We start from the raw sequence: 19,878 nt of genomic DNA, 5'->3' as shown, positions 1-19,878 counted from the left end.
ACCCCACCCCCTGCCCACAAAAAAACCGCATTGCTGCGGTTTTTTTGTGCCTCAAACAGCGCTTACACGAACATCGACAACAGTAGGATAAAGCCCAACGCCACCACGGACAGGATGGTCTCCATCGCGGTCCAGGTCTTGAAGGTTTCTGCCACAGTCATGTTGAAGTACTGCTTCACCAGCCAGAAACCGGCGTCGTTGACGTGGGACAGGATCAGCGAACCGGCGCCGGTGGCCAGCACCAGCAGCTCACGGTTCACGCCCGGGATCATGCCCACCACCGGCACCACGATGCCTGCACCGGTGATGGTCGCCACGGTGGCCGAGCCTGTCGCGATTCGGATCACCGCAGCCACCAGCCAGGCCAGCAGAATCGGCGAGATCTGCGCGTTGACCGCCATGTGGCCGATCACGTCACCCACGCCGCTGGTCACCAGCATCTGCTTGAAGCCACCACCTGCACCAATGATCAGAATGATCGCGGCCGTCGGCGCGAGGCTGGCATCGAGCAATTTGAGAATCTGGTTGGAACCGATGCCCTGGCGGTGGCCGAAGGTGTACAGCGACAGCAGCAACGCCAGCAGCAGCGCCGAGATCGGGTGACCGATCAGGTCCATGAACGAGCGGAAGAAGTTACCTTCAGGCAGCACGACATCGGCGAAGGTCTTGAGCAGCATCAGGAACACCGGCAGCAGCACGGTGATCAGGGTAATGCTGAAACTTGGCAGTTCTTTGGCGTCCGGCTCGCGCGCCAGCTGATCCACCAGCTCCTGATTGGGATGACCGGGAATGTACTTGGCAATAAAGGTGCCGTAGATCGGCCCGGCAATGATGGCAGTTGGCAGCGCCACGATCAGCCCGTACAGGATGGTTTTGCCGATGTCGGCACCGAACACACCGATCGCCAGCAACGGGCCGGGGTGCGGTGGCACCAGGCCGTGCACGGCTGACAGGCCGGCCAGCAGCGGGATACCGATCTTGATGATCGATACACCGGTGCGCCGCGCGACGATGAACACCAGCGGGATCAGCAGCACGAAGCCGATTTCAAAGAACAGCGGGATGCCGACCAGGAAGGCGGCGAACATCATCGCCCACTGCACCTTGTCCTTGCCGAATGCGCGAATCAGGGTCTGGGCGATCTGGTCCGCCCCGCCGGATTCGGCCATCATTTTGCCGAGCATGGTGCCCAGCGCCAGGATGATCCCGACAAAACCCAGCACCCCGCCGAAGCCGTCCTGGAATGCCTTGATGATGGTGCCGATCGGCATGCCCGAGGTCAGGCCGAGGAATGCTGCGGCAATGATCAGGGCGATGAACGGGTGGAATTTGAACTTGGTGATCAGGACGATAAGCCCGATCACCGTGACCACTGCATCAAGCAGCAGGAACGTCTCGTGGGACATGCCAAACATTAGGGGTGTCTCCTGGTTGTTGTTGTTATTAAAGCGGGTAATTCGCAAGCCATCAGGACAGCGCTATCTTTTCGCACAAAACTCATACGCCGGGTTTCAGGCCATGTTCCAGCCACCAGCGGTGTGCTTGAACGGCCAACTCGTCGACGCTATGGCTGGATGCATCCAGCGCCAGGGTCAGCGGTTCGCCCTTGGGCGACTCGAGCGTGGCGAACTGGCTGTCGATCAGGGTCGACGGCATGAAATGCCCCGGGCGGTGCGACACACGCTCGGCGGCCACTTCAGGGGTCAATTCGAGAAACACAAAACCCAGGCCTGGCAGCGCACTGCGCAATACTTCGCGATAGCTGTGCTTGAGGGCCGAGCAGGTCAATACCGGGCGTTGGCCCTGGGCGTCGACCCGGCGCAGTTCATCGCACAGGCTGTCGAGCCAGCCGGCACGGTCCTGATCATTGAGGGGGATGCCCGCGCTCATCTTTTCGATGTTGGCAGCAGGATGGAAAGTGTCGCCTTCGATGGCCGTTGCGCCGCTGAGCTGGCACAGCGCTTCGCTGACGCAGGTTTTGCCGCAACCGGCAACGCCCATGATGACCAGGGCGGTGATGGGATGATTCATGTAACACCTCAGCACGCAGACAGCGCTACCTTTGCCAGCTTTGACACTGGTTCAAAAGCAGAAGTTGCCGACGCCTTCTTGTCATTTTTGTGGGTTGCAACATTTCGTACCCAACGCCGAGAAGCGAGGTTCAGGCAAAACTCGCTTACGCATTTGCAGCTGCTTCGGGACAGCGCTACCTTAGTGCCTCGAATTTTGTTTGGCAAGCCGTCCGATGATCTCCCCTAAAAACGATAAGAATACGCGCACCACTGGCCGCCCTACCCTCAACGAAGTGGCGCGCCTGGCCGGTGTCAGTCCGATTACCGCATCCCGTGCCCTGCGCGGGGTCAGCACCGTGGCCGCCGACCTGGTGGAGAAGGTGCAGAAGGCGGCGCTGGAACTCAACTACGTGGTCAACCCCGCCGCCCGTGCCCTCGCCTCTGCACAGGGCCATTCCGTGGTGGTGCTGGTGCCGTCGCTGTCCAACCTGCTGTTCATCGAGACCCTGGAAGCCATTCATCAGGTTTTACGCCCCAAAGGCTTCGAGGTGCTGATCGGCAACTTCCACTACTCGCGCGACGAAGAAGAAAACCTGCTACGCAACTACATGGCCTATCAGCCACGGGGCTTGCTGCTGACCGGTTTTGACCGCACTGAAAGCTCGCGACGCATGATCGAGGCCAGCAACATCCCGTGTGTGTACATGATGGAGCTCGACAGCGCTGCGGGCGTCAATTGCGTGGGCTTTTCGCAGCTGGCCGCCGGTGAAACAGCGGCGCAACATTTGCTCTCCCGCGGCCGCAAGCGCCTGGCCTACATCGGCGCCCAGCTGGACCAGCGCACCCTGTTGCGCGGCGAAGGTTTTCGCAAGGCGCTGCAACAGGCCGGGCTGTACGATCCCGATCTGGAGATCCTGACGCCGCGCCCTTCCTCCGTTGGCCTGGGCGGCGAGTTGTTCATGCAGTTGCTGGCCAGTCATCCAGACGTCGATGCCATCTTCTTTGGCAACGACGACCTGGCCCAGGGTGCGTTGCTCGAAGCCATGCGGTTCGGGATCAAGGTCCCGGAACAGGTGGCAATCCTGGGCTTCAACGACCTGCCGGCCTCAGCGCACATGGTGCCGCGCCTGAGCAGCATCAGTACACCGCGCGAGGCCATCGGCCGGCGTTCGGCGGAGTTGATGCTGACCTTGCTGGCCGGCAATACCGTGGCCAGGCCAGTGCTGGACATGGGGTTTGAGTTGAAGGTGCGCGAGAGCACGTAACTTGCGACGGTTCTGAAGAAACGCGCCCCCCACTGTAGGAGCTGTCGAGTGCAACGAGGCTGCGATCTTTTGATTCTGCCGTTGATTACCAGGATCAAGGTCAAAAGATCGCAGCTCCTGCGGAAGGAGGCCGGTGTCATTGGTTGGCCATCAGCTCCACAAACGCCAACGCGCCCTTCTGCAGCGGCTGGCTCTTGAGCCACACCGCATGCACTGGCAGCACCAGGCCATTCTCGATATTGCGGAAATTCAGGCGCTGGAGCCGGCCGGCGTCGAGTAATGGCTGCACCACCGACTGCGGAAAATTACCCCAACCCAACCCGGCTTCAACCATGTCCAGCGCCATCGCCAGGGTATCGGTGCGCCAATGGGACTCGCCCAACAGCGGCCGGGTGTCACTGATCGGCAGATCACGGCTGGCGACGATGATCTGGCGCAGGTGCACCAGGTCTTCCAGAAACAGATCCTGCCCCGGTACCAGCGGATAATCCGCCGAGAGTGTGGCAATCATTCGTTCCGAACCGACAAACTGGAAGCGCTCGAGCACGTTCATGCTCAGCCCGGCGAACGCCAGGCACACACTGACCCTGCCGCTGTGCAGCATCGCCAGCACGTCATCTTGCGCAGCGGTGAGCAGTTCAATGTCCAGTAACGGAAAACGCCGGGCGATGACCTTGATCGCGGCCAGCACCGAGTGCTTGTCGAGGTCGGCCACCACTGCAATCGACAACTTGCTTTCCAGCCCCAACGACAGCTCGATGGCGTGCACCTGCAACTGCTTGAGCTGCTCGGCGATCAACCTTGCATGGGGCACCAGGGCAGCGGCCATGGCGGTTGGCACCGGTTCGCGATGACTGCGATCGAACAGCAGGTAACCGAGTTCAGCCTCCAGGTTGGCGATACCCATACTGACCGCCGACGGCACCCGGCCCAAAGACCGAGCGGCAGCAGAAAACGACCCGCGCTCAATCACGGCAAGAAACAGTTCGATGCTATCGCTGTTGAAACTCATGTTTAACCTGTCAATAAAACTGAAAGCTTCTGACTTTTTCTGTCATCCCTATTGAAGCTATCTTGCGCCGCTTCCGCCAGTCGTTTCAACAAACCTGGCGTTTTATTCGTCGCAAGAGGTTGTAACCATGCAAGGTCTCAAACGAAAGCTGGTCTATGTGTCGCTGTATGAAATCATCGGCATGACATTCTCGGCACTTGGCCTGGCGCTGTTGTCGGGCACATCGCCCGGCAGCACCGGCCCCCTGGCGGTGATCATTACCACCATCGCCGTGACCTGGAATTTCATCTACACCTCGCTGTTCGAGCGCTGGGAAAGCCGCCAGGTGTCGCGTACCCGCACCGTGAAACGGCGCATCGCCCATGCAGTGGGATTTCAACTAACCTTGATAGTGTTTCTGATCCCGTTGATCGCCTGGTGGATGAACATCAGCCTGGTACAAGCCTTCCTGTTGGACCTGGCGCTGATCATCTTCATCCCCTGCTACACGTTCGCGTTCAACTGGTTGTTTGATCGCACCTTCGGTTTGCCCGCTTCTGCACTACCGGACCCGGCCTGATTGCCAGTCGGACATTACCCTGTCAGATTCCTGAAGCGGCTAAACGCTAAAGGAGTAGCTCGATGGAACATGCACTGAAGATTCTTGGTAAAGCGTCCTCGATCAACGTCAGAAAAGTCCTGTGGACCTGCGACGAACTGGGCGTTTCCTACGAACGTGAGGACTGGGGCAGCGGCTTCGCATCAACCCACAGCCCCGAATTCATCAAGCTCAACCCCAACGCCCAGGTGCCGGTGATCATCGACGAGGCCGGTGTGTTGTGGGAATCCAACACCATCTGTCGCTACCTCGCCGGCAAGCACCATCACACCGAACTGCTGCCTGGCGAACCGGCAGCCCGGGCCCGCGTCGAGCAATGGATGGACTGGCAGGCCACCGAACTCAATCGTTCCTGGAGTTATGCGTTCACCGGGCTGGTGCGTCGGGATCCGGAGTTCCTTGACCCGCACCTGATCGCCAGCGGGGTGCGCGGCTGGAACCAGAAAATGGCCATACTCGAGCAACAGCTCAAGGCCACCGGTGCCTATGTCGCCGGGCCGCACTTTACCGTGGCCGACATCGTCATCGGCCTGTCGATCAACCGCTGGCTGATGACCCCCATGGATCGCCCCGACCTGCCCGCCGTCGATGAGTATTTTCAACGGCTGGCGCAACGTCCGGGGTTTCTCAGGCATGGCTGCAATGGCTTGCCGTGAAGTTTGGTGAGTGCAATCGCGGCGATCAGTTCAACTGTAACGTCGAGTTGAACTGACTGATCGCATCCACCACATGCCGCGAGCCCTGCTGGATTTCCAGGATCACCTCCCCCGCTTCGTTCGCCAGTTCGACCCCAAGCCCGGTGCGGCTCAGGCTCGACTGCATGCTCGTCACCGCGCTCAGCGACAGGTCATGGTTCTTGCGTACCACTTCGACAATCTCCAGCGTCGCCTGGCTGGTCCTCGCTGCCAGGCTGCGGACCTCATCGGCCACCACCGCAAAACCACGGCCGTGCTCCCCCGCCCGGGCCGCTTCGATGGCGGCGTTGAGTGCCAGCAGATTGGTCTGATCCGCAATGCCGCGAATGGTCTGGACAATGGTGCCGATAATTTCGGACTGCTTGCTCACGGCATCAATGCTCAGTGCCGCCTCGTTCAGGTCGCGGGAAATGTCCTGGATGATCTGCACGGTCTGCTGCACCACCTGGGAGCCTTTCTGGGCGCAGGCGTCGTTTTGTACCGAAGTGCTGTGAGCCGATTCGGCAGCGGTCTGCAGGGTGGTGACCTGAGTCGTGATGTCACTGGCGAACTTGACGACTTTGTACAGGCGCCCCTTGGCATCGAACAGCGGGTTATAGGACGCTTCCAGGAACACCGTATGACCGTGCTTGTCTTTGCGCTCGAAACGGTGGGAGTGATATTCACCGCGATTAAGCGAGGCCCAGAACGCTTTGTAGGCCTGCGACTCGCTCTCAGCTCGATGGCAAAAAAGGCTGTGGTGCTGGCCCACGACTTCGTTCAGCGAGTAATGCATGGTTTTGAGGAAGTTATCGTTGGCCGTGATAACGGTACCGTCCGGCTTGAATTCGATGACGGCCATGGAGCGCCCGATAGCGGCGAGCAGGCTGTCGTTTTCGTGCTCCCGATTGATCCGGGCGGTGATGTCCGCCGCGACTTTCATCACGCTTTGCACCTGCCGATCAGCCCCGTATACCGGCATGTAGCTGGCCTCCAGCCAGACCTCCCGGCCGTTCCTGTCCAGGCGCTGAAACGTGCCACTGAGCGGTTCGCCCCGCGCCAGGTCCCGCCACAACTTCGCGTATTCCTCGCTGCGGTAAAACGCCTCCTCACAAAAAATCCGATGGTGCTTGCCGCGCACTTCCTCGGCGCTGTAACCCATGGTGCTGCAGAAATTCTCGTTGGCATCGATGACGATGCCATCAGGGGTGAACTCGATGATTGCCATCGACCGGCTGACCGCGGCCAGCTTGCCGTTGGCTTCGGTCAACGCGCCACTGAAGCGCTCGATTTCCAGCAGGTCAGCCTTGTGATGTAGGTTAAACATGTCGTATCACCCTAAGCACGGTCTTTTGATTGAAGAAAGTTCGGCCTTTCTACGTATCCACCACAATGCTCCATGGAACATGGCATACGCCCCCCCCATAGCATGGAGGGTTCGCTCAGGTGATAAATGATGTTCAATCGGAGGGTCCATGGTGCGACGCTCTTATCAAGACATCCTTCTCTTGATAGCCCGGAATCGAGCCAAACCTGACAGTTTCATGAGTAACTCCCTTTCGCATACCACTCCTTGTTACGAGTCAGCATAGACACGCAATAACCGTACGCAAGGCCACTAGTCGACCATTACGCAGCAAAAATTGAACTTTTTTCAGTGGGCGAACCTTACGAACATCGCGGGGGACGCGATGCTGACGCTGCACAGCCGTGCAGCAGGAGCCCGAGGACCGGGCTCCCTTTTTGCGGGATCAATGGCCGAACACGTCCACCTTCTTGGCCTTCTTGTCCGCGCGCTTTTCATCAGCGGTTTTCGCCGGTTTTTTCTTCGCTGCTTTCTTTGAATCCATGCCTTTGGCCATGATACGTACTCCACTCATACGGGATGTGAGATCAGGTATACACCTATCGCCGCGCGCGCGTTCTTTTATAATCAAAGGCTTTGCGCACCGACAGACCGAACCCATGCCCGACACCCAGTACACCCTGCTCGCCGAGCCATTGTGGCCGCTGATGAACAAGTTTTATCGCAGCCATCAATCGTCGATGAAAGCCGTGCGCGACGCCCAGCTATGGATCGCAAGGCGTGAAGAAATCATCGGTGCATTGTGTTTGCGGCCGGTGGCGGACGGGCATTGGTTGACCGGACTGTTTGTTGACCCAGGTTGTCGTGAACAGGGGATCGCGGGCGCGTTGATTGCCGAGGCCATCAAGGGGCTGCAGGGGCCGGTGTGGTTGTTCTGTCATCCGGACTTGCGCGGCTTCTATGAGCGTCGCGGGTTCAGCTTCGACCCGGTGCTGCCGTATGCGATGGCTGAACGGTTGAGTCGTTATGCGCGCAGCAAGCCGATGATTGCGATGGGGGCAGGCCTGTAACCCGCCCCTGTGGCAGGCCCCTATTGCATTGAGGGTAATTCTGGTCAGTCGTCAGCGTTCGGGTCGAGGTCCGGGAACATCACTTCAGTAAAGCCGAACTTGCTGAAATCGGTGATGCGCGACGGGTACAGTCGTCCGATCAGGTGATCGCACTCATGCTGCACCACCCGGGCATGGAAGTCCGACGCAAAACGCACAATGGGTTGGCCTTTGGGATCAAAACCTTCGTAGCGGATTTCCCGATACCGATTTACCGCACCGCGCAGGCCCGGGACCGACAGGCAGCCTTCGAACCCCTCCTCCATCACCGGGCTCAGCGGCGTGATCAGCGGGTTGATCAAGATGGTCTGCGGCACGGCCTCGGCATCCGGGTAACGTTCACTGTGCTCGAACCCGAAGATCACCAGTTGCAGGTCAACGCCGATTTGCGGAGCGGCCAGGCCGACCCCACCAACGCTCTCCATGGTCTGGAACATATCGTCGATCAACTGCCACAACTCCGGCGAGTCGTACATTTCGACAGGCACCGGCGGGGCGATGCGCAGCAGTCGCTCATCGCCCATTTTCAGGATTTCACGGATCATTTGATGACTTCGTCAGTGGATGGCTTGATCGAGTGATCCCGACCCAGTCCGGAAACATGTTGTTTAGGCTCTTCGGCGAGCTCACCGGGGACTTTCTCGCCCGGGTCCTTGCCTTCGCTGGACATGTGTTCGATCACCGCATTCATCTCCGCCCCCAGCAACAACACGGCAGCAGAAATGTAGAAATACAGGAGCAACACGATGATCGCGCCGATACTGCCATACATGGCGTTGTAGTTGGCGAACTCCTTCACGTACAAGCCAAAACCCACGGACGCGAGGATCCACACCACCACCGCCAGTACCGAGCCTGGGGTGATGAAACGGAACTCCTGTTTGACGTCAGGCATCACGTAATAGATCAGCGCCACCGCCACCATCAGCAGGATCACGACCACAGGCCAGCGGGCGATGGTCCACAGGGTCACGATGAAATATTCCATGCCCACCTGCGCGGCGATCCAGCCCATCACCTGCGGCCCGAGCACCATCAGCGCCGCCGCGATCAGCAGCATGCCGGCAATGCCGATGGTGTAGAAAATCGACAGCGGGAGACGTTTCCACGCCGGACGTCCTTCGACCACGTCATAGGCAGCGTTCATCGCACTCATCAACAGGCGTACGCCGGCAGATGCGGTCCACAGCGCGATCACGATACCTACCGAGAGCAAACCGCCCTTGGATTGCTGCAGCTGGTCGATCACCGGGTTCACCTGCTCCACGGCCTGGGGCGGCAACACCAGCTCCGACTGCAGGCGCAACCAGGAGAAGAAGTCCGGCAGGTGCAAAAAACCGATCAGGGCGATCAGGAACAGAATGAAGGGGAATAGCGAGAACAACATCTGATAGGCCAGCGCCGACGCATAGGTCGACATCTCGTCATCGATGAATTCGGTGACCGTGCGCACCATCACGCGGTGGATGGGCAGACCTTTCATGTCCGGGAAAATCATTAGCGTCTCCTTTCGCCGCAAAAATCGGGTTCAAGTCGGGGCGACTCAGGGGCCGTTGCTATCAATGTAGCCTGCATCAAAATAGCCTTGTTCGGCCACTTTGAAACAAATTCTGTGTTCAAGTTCCAGCTGAAAGAAAAACGGCCATCCGCAGATGGCCGTTCATAATAGCTTCACAGGCCAGATCAGGCCTTGTCGACGCCTTTCTTGACCGCGTCTTTGGCTTTGCCCACTGCTTGCTGAGCTTCGCCTTTCTTTTCCTGCACTACGCCTTCGGCACGCATTTTGTCGTTGCCGGTAGCCTTGCCTACGCCTTGTTTGACGTTACCGACTGCTTCGTTAGCGACGCCTTTTACTTTATCGCCAGTGCTGCTCATGGTGTCTCTCCTGTGAACAATTGAACGAAAAAAAGTGCTTACAGAAAGATTGACCGGAGGGATTTGCCGGGAGTTTCATTTATTTTGCGCGGAAGATTTTCATCGATCCCGGCAGGTTGGGCTTTATGTTTGCCCGCCAACACCTGAGAATGCGCAACGTATTCAGGCCATGGCGCTGAAGATCCAACCCCGTAGGAATGTTATGAAACTCGATAAAAAGCAGGCCATTGCCCGCAGAAACCAGGAACTCGGCGGTGCTGTGCTTGGCGTCAACAACTGCCATTTCACCGAATTGAACCGCAACCGCAACATCTGGTGGTTCGATATTCCGGTCGCGCGCCTCGCCATTGGTCAGTACGAGTGGGTGCACCTGTTGATGCACACACCGGACACCGACGAACTGCTGCACCTGAAAGTGCCCACGGTGTTCCTGCGTGAGAAGCTCGAAGGCCTGGTGGTGCGCAACGAGGGCAAACGCAAGGCGGCCTTGAGCCTGGAACTGAGTGCCGACAAAGACTCGTACCTGCAAGACATGCGTCCGGCGGGCACCAACGTCAATTTTGCGCAGTTCCGCCTGTAATCGCCGGGGTAGAAGGACTGGCCGTTTGCGCGCCCGACGAAGTCTTGTCCGGACGGAAGCCGAGGGTTTTCCCGTAGCGTTTCACCAAGTCCATCTTGGATGGATGGCGGTCGATCAGGCGCTGCACCAGGTCCCGATCGATTTCGCCGTGGAAATATCGCTCATGTTCTTTTCTTTGCAGCCACAATGGCAGCAATCGAATATTGAACGATGCGATTTCAGGTACCTCGTCATAGCCACGATTATTGAACAACATCTTCACCAGCGTCGGCAGGTGGCGCTGCAGCGCGTCGTCTTCCAAGCGGTTCACTTGCTCGATCACCGATCGCATTAAGGAGTTTTTCAGATTCTGATAAGTGGGATTGATGCTGTGGATAGTCGCCAATAAATTCCTGATGCCCGTCTCGGGACAATAGGCCATACGCTGACGTTCGCTGTCGCTGGTGATGGGCCCTAGCAGAGTTTTCTCGATAAACCTTTGACTCAAGGATATCTGCGCGTTGGAGAGATTCGCGCCACTGAAGTCCACTTCATCAAGGTCAAGGTTGGTTAGGTTGGCCCCACTAAAATCGCAGCCCGAGAAACTGACAGATTTGAGTTTCGCCCCGGAAAAGTTGGTGCGACTAAAGTTCCCGCCATCACAGTGGAGGGTGTTTAGGTTGGCCTTGCTAAAATCGCAGCCCGATAAATTGACAGATTCGAGTATCGTCCCGGACAGGGTGGCTTCGCCGAAGCCCACTTCCACACAAATAAGGTAGCTCAGGTCGGTTCCAAAAAAATCACAGCGCGAGAGGTCGCTAGATTTGAGTCGCGCCCCGGATAAGTTGGCGTTCGAGAAATTCGAACCGGATAAATCGACATTCTTCGCCTGCAGGTTTGTCAGGTTTACGTTGGCAAACATAGATCCTGTAAAACTGATGTCGCAGAACGCCGAACCAGGCCACCACGCCCAGGAAAAATCCGTAAATGGGTGCCAGAAACGGTGCCTGTTTGCCGGAACAGGTTCCTCGAAAGGCGAGTAATCGCCAATGTAAACGGGACCTAAATGTTTTTTTAGCGCCGGGAAATCAAGCACTTCTTCAGAACCAAATTTTAATGTTGACGCTTCATTCTCAGCCAAGAAACGTTTGATAGGGAGGAGGGGTGAGTTGCCGGTGCGCTTCAGCGTCTTGGCAACAACACTTGATCCCCCGTCGGATCCTTGGCTCTCGCGAGAGCGAGAACAGTTCCTGGTGGGCGAAAGGGATAAGGGGGGCAGCGGCATAAGCATCACTCCATGAAAGATGGCATTGGCCAGGAGCCCGCAATCAAATCACGCCCCAATACCCAAGACTTTCAGAAAACGCACAATGGGCTGATGCATGCGTGCGGCAGTGCGACCCATTGAGGAATAGCGCGCAAAAAAAATCCGCAGCCCGTTTCGGGTCGCGGATTTTTCGACGGTTCAATGCTCAGCCAGCGTCTCCGGATCGGCAGGCGACGCCAGTTGCCATTCAGGCCTTTTTCAGGCCCAGCTTCTTCAACTCCTCGTCACGCAATTCGCGCCGCAGGATCTTGCCGACGTTGGTGGTCGGCAGCGCATCGCGGAACTCCACGGAACGTGGCACCTTGTAGCCGGTAACATTGGCACGCATGTGCTCCATCACCGTTTCCTTGGTCAGGGTCACGCCCGGCTTGACGACGATGAAGATCTTGATCGCTTCACCCGACTTCTCGTCCGGCACGCCAATCGCTGCGCACTGCAACACGCCCGGCAGGGTCGCCAGCACGTCTTCCAGCTCGTTGGGATACACGTTGAAGCCGGACACCAGGATCATGTCTTTCTTGCGATCGACAATACGCATGTAGCCATCCGGCTGTATCAGGGCGATGTCACCGGTCTTCAGCCAGCCTTCGCTGTCGAGGATTTCATCGGTGGCGTCCTGGCGCTGCCAGTAACCCTTCATCACCTGCGGCCCTTTCACGCACAGTTCACCGATTTCACCCAGTGGCTGTTCCACGCCGGCATCATCGATGATCTTGCACAGGGTCGAGGGTACCGGAATGCCGATGGTGCCGATCTGGATGTGCTGGATCGGATTCACCGTGGCCACCGGACTGGTTTCGGTCATGCCGTACCCTTCACAGATGGAGCAACCGGTGACCGCCTTCCAGCGCTCGGCGGCCGCCAGCTGCAGGGCCATGCCGCCCGACAGGGTGACTTTCAGCGCAGAGAAGTCCAGCTTGCGGAAACCTTCGTTGTTGCACAGCGCAACGAAGAGCGTATTAAGGCCGACAAAACCGCTGAACTTCCACTTCGACAACTCCTTGACCATCGCCGGCAGGTCGCGCGGGTTGCTGATGAGGATGTTGTGGTTGCCGATCAACATCATCGCCATGCAATGAAAGGTAAAGGCATAGATATGGTACAGCGGCAGCGGCGTGATCAGGATCTCGCAACCTTCATTCAGGTTGGAACCCATCAGCGCCTTGCACTGCAACATGTTCGCCACCAGGTTGCGATGGGTCAGCATCGCGCCTTTGGCCACGCCGGTGGTGCCACCGGTGTATTGCAACACGGCCACATCGCTGCTGGCCGGGCAGGCTTCGGTGACTGGCTGGCCGTGGCCCTTGCTCAATACGTCGTTGAACTTGATCGCCTTGGGCAAGTGATAGGCCGGGACCATTTTCTTCACGTACTTGATGACGCTGTTGATCAGCAGGCGCTTGAGCGGCGGCAGCAGGTCGGCGACTTCGGTAACGATGACGTGCCTGACCCCGGTCTTGGGCACCACGGTCTGCGCCAAATGGGCCATGTTGGCCAGGCAGACCAGGGCCTTGGCACCGGAGTCGTTGAATTGATGTTCCATTTCCCGCGCGGTGTACAGCGGGTTGGTGTTGACCACGATCAGCCCGGCGCGAATCGCACCGAAGACGGCCACCGGGTACTGCAACACGTTGGGCAATTGCACGGCGATTCGATCGCCTGGCTGCAAGTCGGTATGCTGTTGCAGATAAGCGGCAAAGGCGCCCGACAGTTCGTACAGTTCACCGTAGGTGAGTGTCTTGCCCAGGTTGCTGAACGCCGGCTTGTTGGCGAAGCGTTGGCAGGACTGCTTCAGCACTGCCTGAATATTCGGGTACTCGTCCGGATTGATGTCGGCAGCAATCCCGGCAGGGTACTTATCCTTCCAAAAGTCTTCGATCATGGAAGCCCACTCCTCAGCAACGCGAATTCAGCACCGCATTTGATGCGATTATTATTGGTGTTTGGTCAGGGGCCAAAACGGCGTTTTAAAAGGCCGGGAAGTCCCAAAGCGCGCCGAGAGTAGCAGCTTTGCCAAGGGTCGACCAGAGCCAAAAGCGGGCTCTACAGTCACACTGGTGACTCTTGAATAGCTTATAGTCAGTTTTAGAGCAAAAATTCTATTGGTCGCCTGGAAGCAAAAGATCGCAGCCTTCGGCAGCTCCTACAGAGGAACGCATTCTCATGTAGGAGCTGCCGAAGGCTGCGATCTTTTGGCGTCATCCAACTCTACTGATCACTAAGCAATATCGCGCAGCTCCCGCCGCAATATCTTGCCCACCGGCGTCATCGGCAACGATTCGCGCAACACAATATGCTTGGGTACTTTGTAAGCCGTGAAGTTTTCCTTGCAGTAGGCCTTCAGCTCTTCAAGGCTGACCCCGGATTCGCGCGCCACTACAAACAATTTCACCGCCTCCCCCGAGCGCTCGTCAGGTACACCGATCACCGCGCAGTTGGCGACTTTCGGATGAGCCATCATCACGTCCTCGATCTCGTTCGGGTACACGTTGAAACCCGAGACGATGATCATGTCCTTCTTGCGATCGACGATGCGCACAAAACCATCCGGGTCGATCACTGCAATATCGCCGGACTTGAACCAGCCCTCGGCATCCAGTACTTCGGCCGTCGCCTCAGGCTTCTGCCAGTAGCCTTTCATGATCTGCGGGCCCTTGATGCACAGCTCGCCGCGTTCGCCCAAGGCTTGCTCGACACCGTCATCGTTGATGATTTTCAGCGTGGTACCCGGTACTGGCAGGCCCACCGTACCGATGCGCGACTTGTCACCGTAGGGGTTGGTGCACGCCACCGGTGACGTTTCGGTCAGGCCGTAGCCTTCGGTGATGCGGCATCCGGTGAGTTTTTCCCAGCGTTCGGCAGTGGCCTTGACCAGCGCAGTGCCACCGGAATTGGTCAGCTTGAGGCTGGAGAAGTCCAGGGACTTGAAATCCGGATGATCCATCAATGCGACAAACAAAGTGTTTAAACCCAGCAACGCGGAAAAACGCCAGCTCTTCAGTTCCTTGATAAAGCCCTTGATGTCCCGTGGATTAGTGATCAGCACGTTATGGTTGCCGGTGACCATCATGCACATGCAGTTCGCCGTGAAGGCATAGATGTGATACAGCGGCAGCGGCGCAATCATCACCTCCTGCCCTTCTCGCAGCAGCGGCTGGCCGTCGGTACCGAACTGACCAAGGCAGGCCCGCGCCTGTTGCATGTTCGCCACCAGGTTGCCGTGGGTCAGCATCGCGCCCTTGGCCAGGCCAGTGGTGCCGCCGGTGTACTGCAGCACTGCGACATCGTCGAGACCGGCGTTCAACGGTTTGATCCCCTGCCCCTTGCCCATGCGCAGCGCGCTCTTGAAGGAGATGGCCTGGGGCAGTGAATAGGCCGGAACCATTTTCTTCACTTTGTCGACCACGGTATTGATCAGCCAGCCCTTCGCGGCCGGCATCAGGTCGCCCATTTTGGCTTCGATCAAGTACTGGATGTCGGTGTCCGGCAGCACTTCCTGGACCTTTTGCCCGAACATGTTCAGGTACACCAGCGCCCGGGCACCGGAATCCTTGAATTGATGGCGCATTTCCCGCGCGGTGTACAACGGGTTGGTATTGACCACAATCAGGCCGGCACGCAAGGCGCCAAACACGGCGATCGGGTAATGCAGGACATTCGGCATCTGTACCGCGATGCGATCGCCTGGCACCAGGTCGGTATGGGCTTGCAGGTAACCGGCAAACGCGGCGCTGTAGCGTTCCAGTTCGGCGTAGGTCAGGGTCACGCCCATGTTGCTGAAGGCCGGGCGGTCGGCGAATTTCTTGCAGGAACGCTCGAACACCTCAATGACCGACTTGTAGGCCCCAAGGTCGATGTTCAGGGGTACGCCGGCCGGGCGTTTGTCATTCCAGAAATCAGGTTGCATTGTTCTTGTCCTCTTTACCTGAACCTATCCGGGCCGCTGTTCTGTCAGTTTCGTCAGACCTGACGCGAAAAGCGGAGCTTCACGGACACTAGCAGTTATGGCGAATCAGGCAAACATGACCGATACCGTCATTGATCGTGTGAATCTTCCTGCCGTGGTGTAAGGCAGTTCGCACGGCCGCACCCGGAATGCGCTATACAATGCATCGACCCAGCGCAAAGGAATCGCCATGATCCACGACACTTTCTGGCTGACCGCGAGTGACCGCAGTCGCCTGTTCGTCAATCAGTGGCTACCCACCCCTCCCCTGAAAGCCATCGTGCTGCTGGCCCACGGCATGGCGGAGCACAGCGCCCGCTACCAAGGCCTGGCGCAAAAACTCTGCGAGCAGGGCTACGGTGTCTATGCCCCCGACCTGCGAGGACATGGCAAAACCGCCGAAAATGGCACCTTGGGGCATTTCGCCGACGACGATGGCTGGTGCAAGGTCGTCGGCGACCTGGCGAGCCTCAATCAGCACGTCGGTCAGCAGCATCCCGGGGTGCCGATCCTGCTGATCGGCCACAGCATGGGCAGCTACCTCGCCCAGGCCTATCTGCTGCACCACAGCGCCAGCCTGCACGGCGCTGTGCTGAGCGGCTCGAACTTCCAGCCCGTGGCGCTTTATCGCGCCGCCCGGCAGATCGCCCGCGCCGAACGGCTGCGCCAAGGTCCCAAGGGCCGCAGTGCGCTGATCGAGTGGTTGTCGTTCGGCTCGTTCAACAAGCATTTCAAGCCGGTACGTACGCCTTTTGACTGGCTGAGCCGCGACCCGGCCGAAGTCGACAAGTACATCAACGACCCGCTTTGCGGCATGCGCTGCACCAATCAGCTGTGGGTCGATTTGCTGGGCGGCTTGCAGCAAATCAGCAAAGCGTCCAATCTCGCGCAGATTGATCCGGGCCTGCCGTTGCTGGTGATTGGCGGCGAATGTGATCCGGTGAGTGAAGGCAAGCGTCTCAAAGGTCTGGCCAATGCCCTGCGCAAGGCCGGCAGCCAGAATCTGCATCTGATTATTTACCCCCAGGCCCGGCATGAACTCTTCAACGAGATCAACCGCGATCAGGTTATCAACGATCTGTTGAACTGGATCGAGCAGGCGCTGAGCCACCGCCGACCCACCCGGTCGGAATAGTTTTTTTGCGATTTATTTATTCGTGACAGGAATTGAAACAGATGACCCAGGTTACCAACACCCCTTATGAAGCCCTCGAAGTCGGCCAGACCGCCAGCTACAGCAAAACGGTCGAAGAGCGCGACATCCAGTTGTTCGCCGCGATGTCCGGCGATCACAACCCGGTGCACCTGGACGCCGAATATGCGGCAGGCACCATGTTCAAGGAGCGTATCGCCCATGGCATGTTCAGCGGCGCCTTGATCAGCGCAGCCGTGGCCTGCGAACTGCCCGGGCCCGGGACTATCTACATCGGCCAGCAGATGAGCTTCCAGAAGCCGGTAAAGATTGGCGACACGTTGACCGTGCGCCTTGAAATCCTCGAAAAACTGCCGAAGTTTCGCGTGCGCATTGCGACTCGCGTTTTCAATCAGCGTGATGAGCTGGTAGTGGATGGCGAAGCGGAGATTCTGGCGCCGCGCAAGCAGCAGACCGTGACGTTGACGACATTGCCGGCGATCAGCATCGGTTGAAAAGCAAAAGATCGCAGGCTGCGATCTTTTGACGAAAAAAACGCCGGATCAACCGGCGTTTTTTTGGCTGCTACGAACGCTTACGAGCGAGCGCGAGCCTGGTTACGCAGGGCTTTGACCTGGTCGTGGTTGCGTTGTACGCCGTGGTACTGACGCTCAACCAGGTCACGAATGCCCACTAGATTGTGCTTGTTGATTTTTTCGATGGCTTCTTTGTAAGCCTTCAGCGCATGGTCTTCACCGCGCTCGGCTTCGTTCAACACGGCTTCTTCATCCTTGCCGGTGAACATGGCCTTCACGTCAACCCAACGGCGGTGCAGATCGCCGCTGACGCTGGTGGAAGTTTCCGGATCGCCACCCATGGAACGCACGGCTGCCTGCAGTTCTGCCGCGGCGGTTGCGCAATCAGCGGAACGGGTCACGAACAGGGTTTTGAGTTCTGGGTGCTTGATGTCTTCGGCGCAGGTCTTGAACCCTTCCTGACCGTCTTTGCTAACTTCGATCAGGTCGTTGAGTACAGAGATGGCTTCTTTATTCATGTCGGTCATTTTTCAATTCCTTGCGGGTTGATGAAAGATGCAATAGCTATTGCACCCTGCATGCCAGCTTTTCACTGAAAATAAAGTCGTTATATTTCAATGATTTATGTTTTATCGCGAAATCTGCATCCGCTTTTTTTGCATGATCTGTCATTTGGCCTGCATGCAGAATGCCTGTATTTTCAAATGTGACTGACTCAAGACGATCAAATGATGAACCCGCAAAAGCTCGAACTGCTGATTACTCGCCAAATGCCCTTTGGAAAATACAAAGGACGCATCATTGCCGACCTTCCCGGCCAGTACCTTAATTGGTTTGCCCGGGAAGGTTTTCCCCACGGCGAACTGGGCGGCCTGCTGGCCCTGATGCAGGAGATCGACCACAACGGCCTGTCGGAGCTGCTTGAACCGCTGCGCGCCAAACACGGCAAACCTGCCCCGCGTCATTGAAGACTGAGTAAGCCATGCCCGATAACACCCGCCGCGCCCGTGATGAGCTGTTCTGGCTGACGTTTGCCGATCGTTACTCGAAGGAACCTGGCCCGATCAATCTTGAAAACGGTTATTTCGGCCGAATGTCGCGCACGGTGGTCGAGGAATACCAGCGCAACATCGAGCTGATCAACCGCAGCAACTCGGTTCATGTGCGCCAGCACTTCGAACAGGTCGAAAGCCTGGAGATTCGCGCGCAGCTGGCGGAGCTGATTGGTGTGCGGGCGCAAGCCGTTGCCCTGACCCGTAACGCCACCGACGCCCTGCAATCGCTGATCCGCAATTACAACCGCCTGCAGCCGGGCGATCAGGTGCTGATCTGCGACCTCGAATACGACACGGTAAAAGGTGCCATGCGCTGGCTGGCGCGTTATCGCGGTGTGGAAGTGATAGAGATTGATCACCAGCACCCCGCCTCTTTCGACTCGCTGCTGGCCAGTTACCGTGAGGCTTTCGAGCGTTACCCACGGCTCAAGCTGATGGCATTGACCCACGTCACCCATCGCACCGGGCTGGTGATGCCGGTGCAGGCCATTGCGGCGGCTGCGAGGGAACACGGCATCGATGTGATCCTCGACGGCGCCCATGCGCTGGGGCAGATGAAGTTCAATCTCGCAGAGCTGGGCATTGTTTTCGCCGGTTACAACCTGCACAAGTGGATCGGTGCGCCGCTGACACTGGGTTTCATGTACATCGCCCCGGAGCGCCTGGCGGATATTGACCCGGACATGGGCGAGCAGCATTTCCCGCTCAACGACATTCGCGCCCGCACGCCGTACAGCACCCCCAATATCCCGGCGCTGCTGACGCTGCCGCTGGTGTTCGAGGAACACCTGGCCATGGGCGGCTCCGCAGCCAAAGGCGCGCGGCTTAATTATCTGCGCAATGAGTGGGTCCGGGCGGTGCGGAATTGGCCGGGTATCGAGGTGATGACCCCGGACGACCCACGGTTGTATTGCGCGATAACCTCGATGCGGTTTACCCGGCATGCGGATCAACAGGTGATGGTCGACCGGCTGTTGAATGAGTTCAACCTGTTCACCGTTGTACGCAGCGGCGCGGCGAGCGGACCCTGTATCCGCATAACACCGGGGCTGACGACCACAGCGGCGGATATCGCGGCGCTGATCAAGGCGCTGGACCAGTTGCGCTGATTCACCACCGCCCCGCTGTAGGAGCGAGCTTGCTCGCGAAAAACCTGAGACCGCCAAGGGGTGTCAGGTTTCCAGCGTTATCGTTAACGGCCATCGCGAGCAAGCTCGCTCCTACAGGGTTATGGCGTACACGGTGGGGCTTTCTTCAGACAAAAAAAACGGTGCACCGACCAAGCGCACCGTTAAAGCCGTAGAACACACAACGACGTGTCAGTAAAACCAATCAGTCCAGCAGCGCCAACGCCTCGGCAGTGCATTCCTGGATGCGGGCCCAGTCGCCGTTCCTGATCCACTCCGGATCAAGCATCCAGCTGCCGCCCACGCACATCACGTTTTTCAACGCCATGTAGCTTTTGATGTTGG

At 58.1% G+C, this 19,878-nt stretch carries 19 protein-coding genes and 3 pseudogenes; 9 read left to right on the top strand and 13 right to left on the bottom strand.

The window, feature by feature from the left end:
- Window positions 1-62: 62 nt before the first annotated feature.
- Window positions 63-1,415 carry a GntP family permease gene (locus UB23_RS22800; protein WP_045061550.1) on the bottom strand — a complete coding sequence of 451 codons (1,353 nt, stop codon included), beginning with the start codon at window positions 1,413-1,415 and terminating at the stop codon, window positions 63-65.
- A gap of 82 nt (window positions 1,416-1,497) precedes the next feature.
- The gene (locus UB23_RS22795) at window positions 1,498-2,031 is read right to left on the bottom strand and encodes a gluconokinase (RefSeq protein ID WP_045061549.1); all 534 of its coding nucleotides are present in this window, start codon (window positions 2,029-2,031) and stop codon (window positions 1,498-1,500) included.
- A 214-nt stretch (window positions 2,032-2,245) separates the two neighbouring features.
- Here UB23_RS22795 and UB23_RS22790 point away from each other — a divergent pair, with 214 nt between their 5' ends.
- Window positions 2,246-3,277, top strand: coding sequence for a LacI family DNA-binding transcriptional regulator (locus UB23_RS22790; RefSeq protein WP_045061548.1), 1,032 nt, complete (start codon window positions 2,246-2,248; stop codon window positions 3,275-3,277).
- A 136-nt stretch (window positions 3,278-3,413) separates the two neighbouring features.
- Here UB23_RS22790 and UB23_RS22785 read toward each other — a convergent pair whose 3' ends face one another.
- On the bottom strand, window positions 3,414-4,289 hold the full coding sequence (locus UB23_RS22785) for a LysR family transcriptional regulator (protein ID WP_045061547.1): 876 nt from the start codon (window positions 4,287-4,289) through the stop codon (window positions 3,414-3,416).
- 127 nt (window positions 4,290-4,416) lie between these two features.
- On the opposite strand from UB23_RS22785, the gene UB23_RS22780 reads away from it, so the two are divergent.
- Complete coding sequence (locus UB23_RS22780; protein WP_045061546.1) at window positions 4,417-4,848, top strand: PACE efflux transporter; 432 nt, start codon at window positions 4,417-4,419, stop codon at window positions 4,846-4,848.
- Between the two features lie 62 nt (window positions 4,849-4,910).
- A complete protein-coding gene (locus UB23_RS22775; RefSeq protein ID WP_045061545.1) occupies window positions 4,911-5,543 on the top strand; it encodes a glutathione S-transferase family protein in 633 nt (210 codons plus the stop codon).
- Between the two features lie 25 nt (window positions 5,544-5,568).
- On the opposite strand, the pseudogene UB23_RS30890 reads toward UB23_RS22775, so the two are convergent.
- Together UB23_RS30890 and UB23_RS30885 are read right to left on the bottom strand one after the other, a co-directional pair.
- A pseudogene (locus UB23_RS30890) lies at window positions 5,569-6,000 on the bottom strand (methyl-accepting chemotaxis protein); the annotation flags it as partial.
- Window positions 6,001-6,111: 111 nt separating this feature from the next.
- A pseudogene (locus UB23_RS30885) lies at window positions 6,112-6,789 on the bottom strand (PAS domain-containing protein); the annotation flags it as partial.
- A 737-nt stretch (window positions 6,790-7,526) separates the two neighbouring features.
- On the opposite strand from UB23_RS30885, the gene UB23_RS22765 reads away from it, so the two are divergent.
- Window positions 7,527-7,937 (top strand): GNAT family N-acetyltransferase, encoded by a 411-nt coding sequence (locus UB23_RS22765; protein WP_045061543.1) that lies wholly within the window; start codon window positions 7,527-7,529, stop codon window positions 7,935-7,937.
- 44 nt (window positions 7,938-7,981) lie between these two features.
- Here UB23_RS22765 and def read toward each other — a convergent pair whose 3' ends face one another.
- The 3 genes from def to UB23_RS22750 all read right to left on the bottom strand — a co-directional run bounded on the left by def (window position 7,982) and on the right by UB23_RS22750 (window position 9,851).
- Window positions 7,982-8,521, bottom strand: coding sequence for a peptide deformylase (def, locus tag UB23_RS22760; RefSeq protein ID WP_045061542.1), 540 nt, complete (start codon window positions 8,519-8,521; stop codon window positions 7,982-7,984).
- Complete coding sequence (locus UB23_RS22755; RefSeq protein ID WP_045061541.1) at window positions 8,518-9,474, bottom strand: YihY/virulence factor BrkB family protein; 957 nt, start codon at window positions 9,472-9,474, stop codon at window positions 8,518-8,520. Before UB23_RS22755 ends, def begins: the two co-directional genes overlap by 4 nt.
- Before the next feature lie 185 nt (window positions 9,475-9,659).
- Window positions 9,660-9,851 carry a CsbD family protein gene (locus UB23_RS22750; RefSeq protein WP_045061540.1) on the bottom strand — a complete coding sequence of 64 codons (192 nt, stop codon included), beginning with the start codon at window positions 9,849-9,851 and terminating at the stop codon, window positions 9,660-9,662.
- 202 nt (window positions 9,852-10,053) lie between these two features.
- Here UB23_RS22750 and UB23_RS22745 point away from each other — a divergent pair, with 202 nt between their 5' ends.
- A complete protein-coding gene (locus tag UB23_RS22745) occupies window positions 10,054-10,431 on the top strand; it encodes a hypothetical protein (protein WP_033056806.1) in 378 nt (125 codons plus the stop codon).
- Here UB23_RS22745 and UB23_RS28070 read toward each other — a convergent pair.
- The 3 genes from UB23_RS28070 to fadD2 all read right to left on the bottom strand — a co-directional run bounded on the left by UB23_RS28070 (window position 10,406) and on the right by fadD2 (window position 15,644).
- Entirely contained in the window at window positions 10,406-11,695 is a 1,290-nt protein-coding gene (locus UB23_RS28070) for a pentapeptide repeat-containing protein (protein ID WP_160298067.1), read from the bottom strand. The two genes, UB23_RS22745 and UB23_RS28070, sit on opposite strands and share 26 nt — an antisense overlap.
- A gap of 229 nt (window positions 11,696-11,924) precedes the next feature.
- Complete coding sequence (gene fadD1 / locus UB23_RS22735) at window positions 11,925-13,619, bottom strand: long-chain-fatty-acid--CoA ligase FadD1 (RefSeq protein WP_045061539.1); 1,695 nt, start codon at window positions 13,617-13,619, stop codon at window positions 11,925-11,927.
- A gap of 336 nt (window positions 13,620-13,955) precedes the next feature.
- The gene (fadD2, locus tag UB23_RS22730; RefSeq protein ID WP_045061538.1) at window positions 13,956-15,644 is read right to left on the bottom strand and encodes a long-chain-fatty-acid--CoA ligase FadD2; all 1,689 of its coding nucleotides are present in this window, start codon (window positions 15,642-15,644) and stop codon (window positions 13,956-13,958) included.
- A 229-nt stretch (window positions 15,645-15,873) separates the two neighbouring features.
- Here fadD2 and UB23_RS22725 point away from each other — a divergent pair, with 229 nt between their 5' ends.
- On the top strand, window positions 15,874-16,818 hold the full coding sequence (locus UB23_RS22725; RefSeq protein ID WP_045061537.1) for an alpha/beta hydrolase: 945 nt from the start codon (window positions 15,874-15,876) through the stop codon (window positions 16,816-16,818).
- A gap of 41 nt (window positions 16,819-16,859) precedes the next feature.
- Window positions 16,860-17,330 (top strand): MaoC family dehydratase, encoded by a 471-nt coding sequence (locus UB23_RS22720; RefSeq protein WP_045061536.1) that lies wholly within the window; start codon window positions 16,860-16,862, stop codon window positions 17,328-17,330.
- Window positions 17,331-17,410: 80 nt separating this feature from the next.
- Here the strand turns inward: UB23_RS22720 and UB23_RS22715 are convergent, their stop codons facing one another.
- Window positions 17,411-17,878, bottom strand: coding sequence for a PA2169 family four-helix-bundle protein (locus UB23_RS22715; protein ID WP_045061535.1), 468 nt, complete (start codon window positions 17,876-17,878; stop codon window positions 17,411-17,413).
- 204 nt (window positions 17,879-18,082) lie between these two features.
- Here UB23_RS22715 and UB23_RS22710 point away from each other — a divergent pair, with 204 nt between their 5' ends.
- Both UB23_RS22710 and UB23_RS22705 read left to right on the top strand, forming a co-directional pair.
- Window positions 18,083-18,319, top strand: coding sequence for a DUF3820 family protein (locus UB23_RS22710; RefSeq protein ID WP_045061551.1), 237 nt, complete (start codon window positions 18,083-18,085; stop codon window positions 18,317-18,319).
- A 14-nt stretch (window positions 18,320-18,333) separates the two neighbouring features.
- A complete protein-coding gene (locus tag UB23_RS22705; protein ID WP_045061534.1) occupies window positions 18,334-19,515 on the top strand; it encodes an aminotransferase class V-fold PLP-dependent enzyme in 1,182 nt (393 codons plus the stop codon).
- Between the two features lie 223 nt (window positions 19,516-19,738).
- Here the strand turns inward: UB23_RS22705 and UB23_RS22700 are convergent.
- Window positions 19,739-19,878: pseudogene (locus tag UB23_RS22700) on the bottom strand (bifunctional 4-hydroxy-2-oxoglutarate aldolase/2-dehydro-3-deoxy-phosphogluconate aldolase); the annotation flags it as partial.

It is taken from the genome of Pseudomonas sp. ES3-33 (assembly GCF_000952175.1).
Classification (GTDB): domain Bacteria; phylum Pseudomonadota; class Gammaproteobacteria; order Pseudomonadales; family Pseudomonadaceae; genus Aquipseudomonas; species Aquipseudomonas gregormendelii.
This window is presented reverse-complemented; position numbering and strand designations above follow the sequence as displayed.

Excerpts from the sequence above, each read along its gene's own strand:
- UB23_RS22785 (WP_045061547.1), bottom strand. The coding sequence starts at position 4,289 with ATGAGTTTCAACAGCGATAGCATCGAACTGTTTCTTGCCGTGATTGAG.
- UB23_RS22780 (WP_045061546.1), top strand. The coding sequence starts at position 4,417 with ATGCAAGGTCTCAAACGAAAGCTGGTCTATGTGTCGCTGTATGAAATC.
- UB23_RS22745 (WP_033056806.1), top strand. The coding sequence starts at position 10,054 with ATGAAACTCGATAAAAAGCAGGCCATTGCCCGCAGAAACCAGGAACTC.
- UB23_RS22710 (WP_045061551.1), top strand. The coding sequence starts at position 18,083 with ATGAACCCGCAAAAGCTCGAACTGCTGATTACTCGCCAAATGCCCTTT.
- UB23_RS22705 (WP_045061534.1), top strand. The coding sequence starts at position 18,334 with ATGCCCGATAACACCCGCCGCGCCCGTGATGAGCTGTTCTGGCTGACG.
- UB23_RS22720 (WP_045061536.1), top strand. The coding sequence starts at position 16,860 with ATGACCCAGGTTACCAACACCCCTTATGAAGCCCTCGAAGTCGGCCAG.
- fadD1 (WP_045061539.1), bottom strand. The coding sequence starts at position 13,619 with ATGATCGAAGACTTTTGGAAGGATAAGTACCCTGCCGGGATTGCTGCC.
- UB23_RS22790 (WP_045061548.1), top strand. The coding sequence starts at position 2,246 with ATGATCTCCCCTAAAAACGATAAGAATACGCGCACCACTGGCCGCCCT.
- UB23_RS22715 (WP_045061535.1), bottom strand. The coding sequence starts at position 17,878 with ATGACCGACATGAATAAAGAAGCCATCTCTGTACTCAACGACCTGATC.
- UB23_RS28070 (WP_160298067.1), bottom strand. The coding sequence starts at position 11,695 with ATGCCGCTGCCCCCCTTATCCCTTTCGCCCACCAGGAACTGTTCTCGC.
- UB23_RS22765 (WP_045061543.1), top strand. The coding sequence starts at position 7,527 with ATGCCCGACACCCAGTACACCCTGCTCGCCGAGCCATTGTGGCCGCTG.
- UB23_RS22750 (WP_045061540.1), bottom strand. The coding sequence starts at position 9,851 with ATGAGCAGCACTGGCGATAAAGTAAAAGGCGTCGCTAACGAAGCAGTC.
- UB23_RS22755 (WP_045061541.1), bottom strand. The coding sequence starts at position 9,474 with ATGATTTTCCCGGACATGAAAGGTCTGCCCATCCACCGCGTGATGGTG.
- def (WP_045061542.1), bottom strand. The coding sequence starts at position 8,521 with ATGATCCGTGAAATCCTGAAAATGGGCGATGAGCGACTGCTGCGCATC.
- UB23_RS22795 (WP_045061549.1), bottom strand. The coding sequence starts at position 2,031 with ATGAATCATCCCATCACCGCCCTGGTCATCATGGGCGTTGCCGGTTGC.
- UB23_RS22775 (WP_045061545.1), top strand. The coding sequence starts at position 4,911 with ATGGAACATGCACTGAAGATTCTTGGTAAAGCGTCCTCGATCAACGTC.
- UB23_RS22800 (WP_045061550.1), bottom strand. The coding sequence starts at position 1,415 with ATGTTTGGCATGTCCCACGAGACGTTCCTGCTGCTTGATGCAGTGGTC.
- fadD2 (WP_045061538.1), bottom strand. The coding sequence starts at position 15,644 with ATGCAACCTGATTTCTGGAATGACAAACGCCCGGCCGGCGTACCCCTG.
- UB23_RS22725 (WP_045061537.1), top strand. The coding sequence starts at position 15,874 with ATGATCCACGACACTTTCTGGCTGACCGCGAGTGACCGCAGTCGCCTG.